General features: G+C 63.4%; 7 protein-coding genes. 4 read left to right on the forward strand and 3 right to left on the reverse strand.

The window, feature by feature from the left end:
- Positions 1-154: response regulator transcription factor (locus QMG52_RS21170; RefSeq protein ID WP_283562388.1), on the forward strand; the 154-nt coding region annotated here is incomplete at its 5' end.
- 681 nt (positions 155-835) lie between these two features.
- Here the strand turns inward: QMG52_RS21170 and QMG52_RS21175 are convergent.
- Positions 836-1,231, reverse strand: coding sequence for a transposase family protein (locus QMG52_RS21175; protein ID WP_283562382.1), 396 nt, complete (start codon positions 1,229-1,231; stop codon positions 836-838).
- Between the two features lie 124 nt (positions 1,232-1,355).
- Between QMG52_RS21175 and QMG52_RS21180 the strand changes: the two genes are divergently transcribed.
- Positions 1,356-1,679 (forward strand): DMT family transporter, encoded by a 324-nt coding sequence (locus QMG52_RS21180; protein WP_283562383.1) that lies wholly within the window; start codon positions 1,356-1,358, stop codon positions 1,677-1,679.
- A gap of 395 nt (positions 1,680-2,074) precedes the next feature.
- Positions 2,075-2,437, forward strand: coding sequence for a cupin domain-containing protein (locus tag QMG52_RS21185; RefSeq protein WP_283562384.1), 363 nt, complete (start codon positions 2,075-2,077; stop codon positions 2,435-2,437).
- Positions 2,438-2,955: 518 nt separating this feature from the next.
- Here QMG52_RS21185 and QMG52_RS21190 read toward each other — a convergent pair.
- Positions 2,956-3,807: an HAD hydrolase-like protein gene (locus tag QMG52_RS21190; protein WP_283562385.1), complete on the reverse strand. Its 852-nt coding sequence runs from the start codon at positions 3,805-3,807 to the stop codon at positions 2,956-2,958.
- 80 nt (positions 3,808-3,887) lie between these two features.
- Positions 3,888-4,667: an HAD family hydrolase gene (locus QMG52_RS21195; RefSeq protein WP_283562386.1), complete on the reverse strand. Its 780-nt coding sequence runs from the start codon at positions 4,665-4,667 to the stop codon at positions 3,888-3,890.
- Between the two features lie 650 nt (positions 4,668-5,317).
- Here QMG52_RS21195 and QMG52_RS21200 point away from each other — a divergent pair.
- Positions 5,318-6,727, forward strand: a complete 1,410-nt coding sequence (locus tag QMG52_RS21200; RefSeq protein WP_283562387.1) for an MFS transporter — start codon at positions 5,318-5,320, stop codon at positions 6,725-6,727.
- Positions 6,728-7,162 lie beyond the last annotated feature (435 nt).

A 7,162-nucleotide genomic window follows, 5' to 3' on the forward strand; every position in this document is an offset into this window, starting at 1 on the left:
CCTAGCCGCCGGACAACGCAACCGCACCATCGCCTCAACACTGGGCATCAGCGAGAACACGGTCAAGTTCCATGTACGGAACCTCTTCAAGAAGCTCGACGTCAGCTCCCGCACCGAGGCCATCGCCCTGGCACACAACCACGGACTCCGATGACAGTGCAACGACCCCGGCGGCACCGGGACAATCCGTGCCCCGACGAGACACCGGGCAATAGCCACGAGGCCGTGACCGATCATGGCCAGCACACCCGGGACGAAGCGGGTCATCCCTACGGCGCTGATCGCTGGTCCCGTAGGTCAGGATTCAGGCATCGGGACCATCAGTCGCGTGACAGACAAGGTAGAAATCGTCTAGAGGCAATGAATCTTCCAGTACCTGTCTCATAGCACTCGGGCTGGAAGACGGACCAGATAGCGTCGGCGGGACCAAGCGCTCTGTCAGTCGAAGATTCCTGCCTCGGGTATGACATGCGGCAGGACCAACACGGGTCCTGTCCATTGGCGTTACGACCAAAACGGCGCTTGTTGGAAATAGGAAGGAGTGGTAGAAGCGACCGGTCCACCCCCGTTCAGCTGGCTGTGCCACCTCAAGGTTATCGCGAATGGCTTCGTGTCCCGAGCAGGGCACCATAAGTTTCGATGCAGCCTCGTTCAGTGCCGCCGGTGCCTGGCGGTTCTTGTGGCCGGAATGGTGCATGTAGGGGTCTAACCCGCAGCGGAAAAAAACAGGCTCCAACTCGACACCAAGAAGAAACGGCGTCAACCGCAACAGACAAAAAATATTCGCCTACCATCACCTCAACGACAGGGGCGGGAGCCAGCCACGGCCGCATTTTCAACCCCCACGGCGCGACAGCGTCACCACACCGCTGAAAATGACAAATTCTGTAGCGACCCGGACCAGATCCTCGAAATCGGTGTTGAACCGGGACTCTGCCCGGGCAAACGGTACGCCTTGGACCACCACACCGCGCGTGGGGCACCGCAGCCGACGCAGGAGCATCCGCAGGATCATCGGCCCCCCGGAGACATCCAGATGCCGCCAGGAGGATTCGCTCCACCGGGTGTCATAGCCCGCCACCGTGTTGAACCCGCAGTGCGGGCACCCGAGGCGCTTGCGGGCCTTCAACGCCACGGTGACAGTCACCGGGGCGCCCGGTGTAACATCCACATTCGTCACCTGACTCCGGGGCAGATCAAGGACGGGGTTGAGTAGAGTGGTAGCACTCATGGGTAACTCCGGAACGGTCAAGGCTGTGTGAGAACTTCCAAACCATCTGGGTTGCCCATGCTTTCCCACTTACCACAGAAATCCTGACCCACACTTCTGTCAGGAGAGCCGAGGGTTAATCGTCATGTCGTGGATCATTCTTGTGGCATCGGGTGTTCTGGAAGCTGTTTGGGCCACTGCCCTGGGCAAGTCCGAGGGCTTCAGCAAACTGGGGCCGACCATAGTTTTTGCCGTCGCCATCCTGTTGAGCATGGCGGGCCTGGCTGTGGCCATGCGCGAGATCCCCACCGGAACAGCCTATGCCGTGTGGGTGGGCATCGGGGCCGCGATCACCGTCGGCTACGCCATGATCTTTGGCGGCGAGTCCGCCTCAGTGATCAGGGTGTTGCTCATTTTCGGGCTGGTGGGCTGCGTGATCGGCCTGAAGCTGGTCGATCACAGCCACTGACCGCCGGGCCAGTCCCGAAGCCTTTATCCCAGCTTCACATGCCCGGGGCTCAGCCCGGCCAGGCTCCGGGCGCCCAGCATAGGCTCGGTCACCTTTGCCAGGGGGAGCGAATGCTGTGGACTCATTCGTTCAGCCAGCGTACGGGACGATCTACCCGGCAGCCTAACCGAAAGGGTAGTTTAAACCATCCCGAATGAGCGTTTCCCCTGCCCGCAAATGTCAGGACGATGGATGATGGGCCCATCTTTGGAGGAGGCGAAGTGCATTTGACCGCCATGATCGAACCCTTCCCATTGACGATTGAAGGTTCAATCGCTGCTTAATCGAGCCGCGGCCATCACCACCAGCCCGCCGGAGACGATACCGGCGAGTAGCAGCAGAAAGGTAAATCCAAAATGAGCATAACCTTCCAGCCCGGCGAGCTCTTCGAAGCGGAGCTAGACGAATCCCTACTCGGCCCCCCATTGGCCGAGGTGATAGGCAAAGAGATTCCTACGAGGATAGCCATTCCCTTTACCAGCGACGACTCACGCATCCTCTCTGGAGTCTGGGAAGCCGAACCAGGCCTCTCGCGATGGGAGTTTTTAGAGCGCGGTGAGGTGATTCACGTCCTTGAAGGCCGCATGGTGGTCACCGAGGATGACGGTGAAGCCGTAACTCTGGAGGCCGGAAGTGCCGCCGTCTTCCCAATTGGGTGGCGAGGGACTTGGGAGATCCAAGAACGGATCAGAAAGTTCTTTGTGATATTCACGGCCTAACCGCGAGAACTCTGCCGGTTCAGGCCCGGCGGTACACCCGGGTCTGACAGGTTTTGACCGTGAGCGGGCTTCCCCGGGCGGCCGGTGGATACCGGATTTTCTGTTTATCTCAACTTGGGACAACCTGATGTGCAACGCCAAGTCGGTCGATGGGCGGCCCTCGTGCAGCCAAATACCTCGCTTAATCGTCCATCAAATCAAACTGAGGCATACCGGAAGTTCGGTAACCACTGGCACCGTGAAGGAGCTGACTTCAAGCGCCCATAACGGACGTAGTGCCTATCCGGTTTGCTCAGGTGTAGCTTGGCAGCATAGGACAGTCAGATTTCCCGCGGTCAATTCTGGAGTTCCAGGCCAAGGTTGTTGATGAGCAGGCTTGCCTGGACTATCGTCTGGGGTGCCGCTGCCCGACGGATTCACCTGAGACGGTCTGGACGATGCCGCACAAGCTCCGACGTGCCAGGTGGCACCGCAACGGGCCCTGCTGAGCCGGGAAGTCGAAGTCGATGAATGCGAGGTCATAGAGCACCGCGGCCGCCCTCCCCCGTTCCGGCGGGGGCCAGTCCCAGCGCCCGGCCCAGTTCCGTGCAGGAATGCACGACGGCGGCAACGCCTGCCGCCGCCAGTTCGCCGTCGGGGGCGAAGCCCCACGAGACGCCGATGCAGTCCAGGCCGTTGGCGCGCGCACCGTTGACATCCTGGTGCCTGTCCCCCACCATGATGGTGCGGGGCGCTGTGGCGTGTGGCCCGGCATGTCCGGCCAGCCCTTCGAGCGCAGCGGCGATGACCCCTGTCTTGTCTGCCCGGTACCCCGGCTCGCCGGGCATGAGCGTCTCGTCAGCGTGCGATCCGCAGATCAGGTCAAAGGAATCGGCCAGCCCGTGGTGGGTCAGCAGCGTATGGGCCAGCGGCTCGGGCTTCTGGGTGGCCACGGCCAGTTGCAGGCCCGCAGCGCGGAGTTCCGTGAGCAGCTCGCCGATGCCCGGGTACACCCTCGACATCGCCATCCCCTCCCCCGCATACCAGGCGCGGTACGTGGCGATGACCTCGCCCACCAGGGGTTCCGGCACGCCGGCAATCGACACGAGCGCGTCGGCGAGCTTGGGCCCGACCATCTTCTCCAGCTCCACGGGCGCGAGCGCGGGCAGGCCCACGGTCCGCAGCGCATGGGCGATGCCACCGGTGATGCCTCCCGCCGGGTCGACAAGCGTGCCGTCAAGGTCAAACAGGACAGCGTCAAAAAGACCGGCGTCAAGAAGGATGGCGTCGAAAAGGCCGGTACCCGGTGGGACGGATCCAGAAAGCGGGCCGTCTGGCGGCGTGGCGGGGGTCGTGCCGTCGTCGGACGCGGCGGGCGCAGCAATACTCACGTCAACAGTTTCCCACAGTCCCGGCGGCCGGCCGGCATCCATGCCCTGCTGACGATGTCATCGATGACATTGAAATACCTTCAGGACATGGACGGGCCCTCCGCGGACGATGTTTGCAGCCGGTGGAATTTCCCGCCTCGGGACGTACGCCGCGCGACGTGGATGCCGCTGGCCGTGGCCGAGAATTCGAGCTCAACCAGGCTGGTAATGACGAGATCGGCACTCAGATCCGCCGCTGCGTGTGTACCCGCCACCGCCAGGGTCGTGCACCCAGCATCATGCGCGGACCGCAGGCCAGCCGCTGCGTCCTCGACGACGAGGCAGCGGCCGGGGTCGAAACCCAGCCGCCGGGCGCCGAGCGCAAAAGGTTCGGGGTCCGGTTTGCCGCGTACGACGTCGTCGAAGGTGACTACCACGCAGGGTGGCACCAGCCCGGAAGCCGTGATTCGTGCCGTGGCCAGGGACCGCGTACACGAGGTGACAATCGCTTTGCGATATTCCCCGATGGCCGAGAGCGCTTCGGCGGCTCCGGGAAGGACAGTGATGCCGCCGACTTCGGCGATCTCGATTTGTTGAATGCGCTCAAAGGCTTCGTCGAACTCTTCGGTCGGAACCAGGAAAGCCACAATGTCCCGGGCCGGCTGGCCGTGGGCGCCGTCCAGGAACGATGGATCTAGTTTACGTTCGGCACACCACGCGAGCCAGGCCCGACGCACCGCGGGGGTCGAGTCTATGAGGGTGCCGTCCATATCGAACAGGACAGCGTCAAACGTCTGCCCGATCACGGGTCGCAAAGGCCGGCTCACCTCAGCGGCATTGGCTCCGGATACGAGGATGGTGCGGTCATTGAAGTGGGTCATAGATGCGGCGTCTTTCTTTTTCGGCATTCCGGCATGGATTTCGTCCCTATCGCCTGTGGAATCCCCGTTCGAAGAAAAATCTAGCCCTCATGCGGGGGGGGGGTGATTAGGATTCGAAAAGTGATTGGCGCCAAGCCCCAGTAGTGCTTTGTTAGGTGGGTGGTGGCCGTTGGCCCGTGGGGCAGCGTTCGAGCATGCTGGCTAGGATTTCTTGCAGGGCTTTCAGGACGCCGTAAAAACGCAGGCCACCCCTTGTGCTTTAGGGTGGCGAGCCTCTTTCTGGTGATGAATAGTTGGGGAGCTGCGACGTCCCCCCGGAAGCGGTCTGAATCGCGAGAGTCACCAACCTCGGGATCAACACTGGCGCATAAACAACACATTGTCGATAGCTCGGCGCAAGTTTCTAGACACCATCCGCACCGGCAACGACTTGCCCGAGCACAACATGTGAGGCACGCACACCCCATTTCGCGAGCATCTTGCGGCAGTTCATCTTGCAGAACGGTTTCGGGTGTAACGTCGACGCTCACGTGCGCAGCTTTCTGTTGCGAAGTGGGTGCTCCTAAACAGTCAGCGCAGAGTGGGTTGCGCTTGTTTTCCTGATCGGCGTGAATTGTGTCACGCGGGGCCCCGTTGGCTAGGCTTGGGCAGTGGGAATCACTAGTACGACGGCGGCAGGCACCAGTTCCTTTAGCCGCGCCTTGGCGCTTTTGGTCGCCGGAACGTACTTCATGGAAATCCTGGACGGCACCATCATTGCCACGGCGGCGGCCGGCATGGCCACGGACCTCCATGTGCAGCCGGTGGACATCAACCTGGCCATGACGTCCTACCTGATCACGCTGGCGGTGGGCATCCCCATCAGCGGATGGCTGGCCGAACGCTTTGGCGCCCGGCGGGTGTTCACGGCCGCCATCGCCATTTTCACGCTGGCGTCGCTGTTGTGTGCACTCAGCCCCAGCCTCGCCTTCCTCTGCGGAGCGCGGATGCTCCAGGGACTGGGCGGGGCCATGATGGTCCCCGTCGGACGGCTGGTGGTGCTCCGGGACGCCGACAGGAAGGAATTCCTGGAGGCGATTGCCTACCTGACGTGGCCGGGGCTGATCGCCCCCGTCATCGCGCCGGCACTGGGCGGCCTGCTGACCACCTACGCCAGCTGGCACTGGATCTTCCTGATCAACGTGCCGCTGGGTGCCATCGCCTTTGGCGTGGCGCTGCGGGTGGTCCCGGCCATCCGGGCCCGCAAGGTGCCGCCCCCGGACTGGTGGGGCTTTGTGCTGACCGGCACGTCCCTGGCCGCCCTGGTGATCGGGCTGGACCTGATCGGTGCGGCACCCACGCCCTGGGCCGCCGTCGGGCTGTGGCTGGGCGTGGCCGCAGCGTCCGGGGCCTCGGCGCTCCGGTGGTTTGGGCAGGCCCGGCACCCGCTGCTGGACCTGCGGGCGCTGCGCATCCCCACGTTCCGGGTGGGCAACGGCGGCGGAGCGCTGTACCGGCTGGTCATCAACGCCGTGCCGTTCCTGCTGCCGCTGATGTTCATGCTCGGCTTTGGCTGGACGGCCTTCGAGGCGGGGCTGACGACCATGGCCGTGTTTGCCGGCAACGTGCTGATCAAGCCGGCCACCTCGCCCCTGATCCGCCGCTTTGGCTTCCGGTCCGTGCTCCTGCTCAGCAACGCCGGCGGCGCAGTGGTGCTGTGGCTGTGCGCCCTGCTGGGGCCGGATACGCCGCTGGCCGTGATCGCCGCGGTCCTCCTTGCCAGCGGCGTGCTGCGCTCCGTCGGCTTCAGCGCCTACAACACCCTGCAGTTCGCCGACGTGCCCAAGGCCCGCATGACGGGCGCCAACACGCTTTCCTCCACCATCGCCAAAATTGCCACCGGCCTGGGCGTTGCCGTCGGGGCGCTGATCCTGCGCACGGCCGAGGCGCTGTTGCCGGGCGCCGGGCCGGAAGCGGGCTACCAGTGGTCGTTTGCCGTGCTGGGCGTGCTGATGCTCTATCCAGTGGCGGAGGCGCTGGCCATGCACCCCACGGCCGGCGAAGTGGTACGGACGCGGTAGGCCGGCCCGCGCAACTGGTGCGCCCGGCCCCGAAATAGGAAGGGACTCCGGCTGAATCCGACACTTAGGACTATTCATCTGATCGGCCTCTGGACGGCGATGATGGTAGCAGGCCGTCAGCCCGGTGTGACCTGACTCTCGACTGATAACTTTTCCGGTTGTCCTGAACATGACCAGTCCACTGGTTGGCCGCCCGCATCAGGCGTGTTGCCCGGCCGTACATGACTTCATCGGAGCCTAATCCAGCAGTCGCCTCACCGTCCTGTCCGCCTGACTGATCAACACGAGCCCACGTGTTGCTTTAGCGGTTTCTGACCCGGATCCGCGAGTAGTGGCTTTTTGAGGCCGGAATTCTGGCGGGGGCGTGAATTTCGGCAACTTTTGGGTCCGGGCATGACAAAAGCCCGGTTGTCGTGTCGGGTGGGCGGAGGCTCC

Source organism: Paenarthrobacter sp. PH39-S1, assembly GCF_030063245.1.
Lineage (GTDB): Bacteria > Actinomycetota > Actinomycetes > Actinomycetales > Micrococcaceae > Arthrobacter_M.

Excerpts from the sequence above, each read along its gene's own strand:
- QMG52_RS21185 (WP_283562384.1), top strand. The coding sequence starts at position 2,075 with ATGAGCATAACCTTCCAGCCCGGCGAGCTCTTCGAAGCGGAGCTAGAC.
- QMG52_RS21175 (WP_283562382.1), bottom strand. The coding sequence starts at position 1,231 with ATGAGTGCTACCACTCTACTCAACCCCGTCCTTGATCTGCCCCGGAGT.
- QMG52_RS21195 (WP_283562386.1), bottom strand. The coding sequence starts at position 4,667 with ATGACCCACTTCAATGACCGCACCATCCTCGTATCCGGAGCCAATGCC.
- QMG52_RS21180 (WP_283562383.1), top strand. The coding sequence starts at position 1,356 with ATGTCGTGGATCATTCTTGTGGCATCGGGTGTTCTGGAAGCTGTTTGG.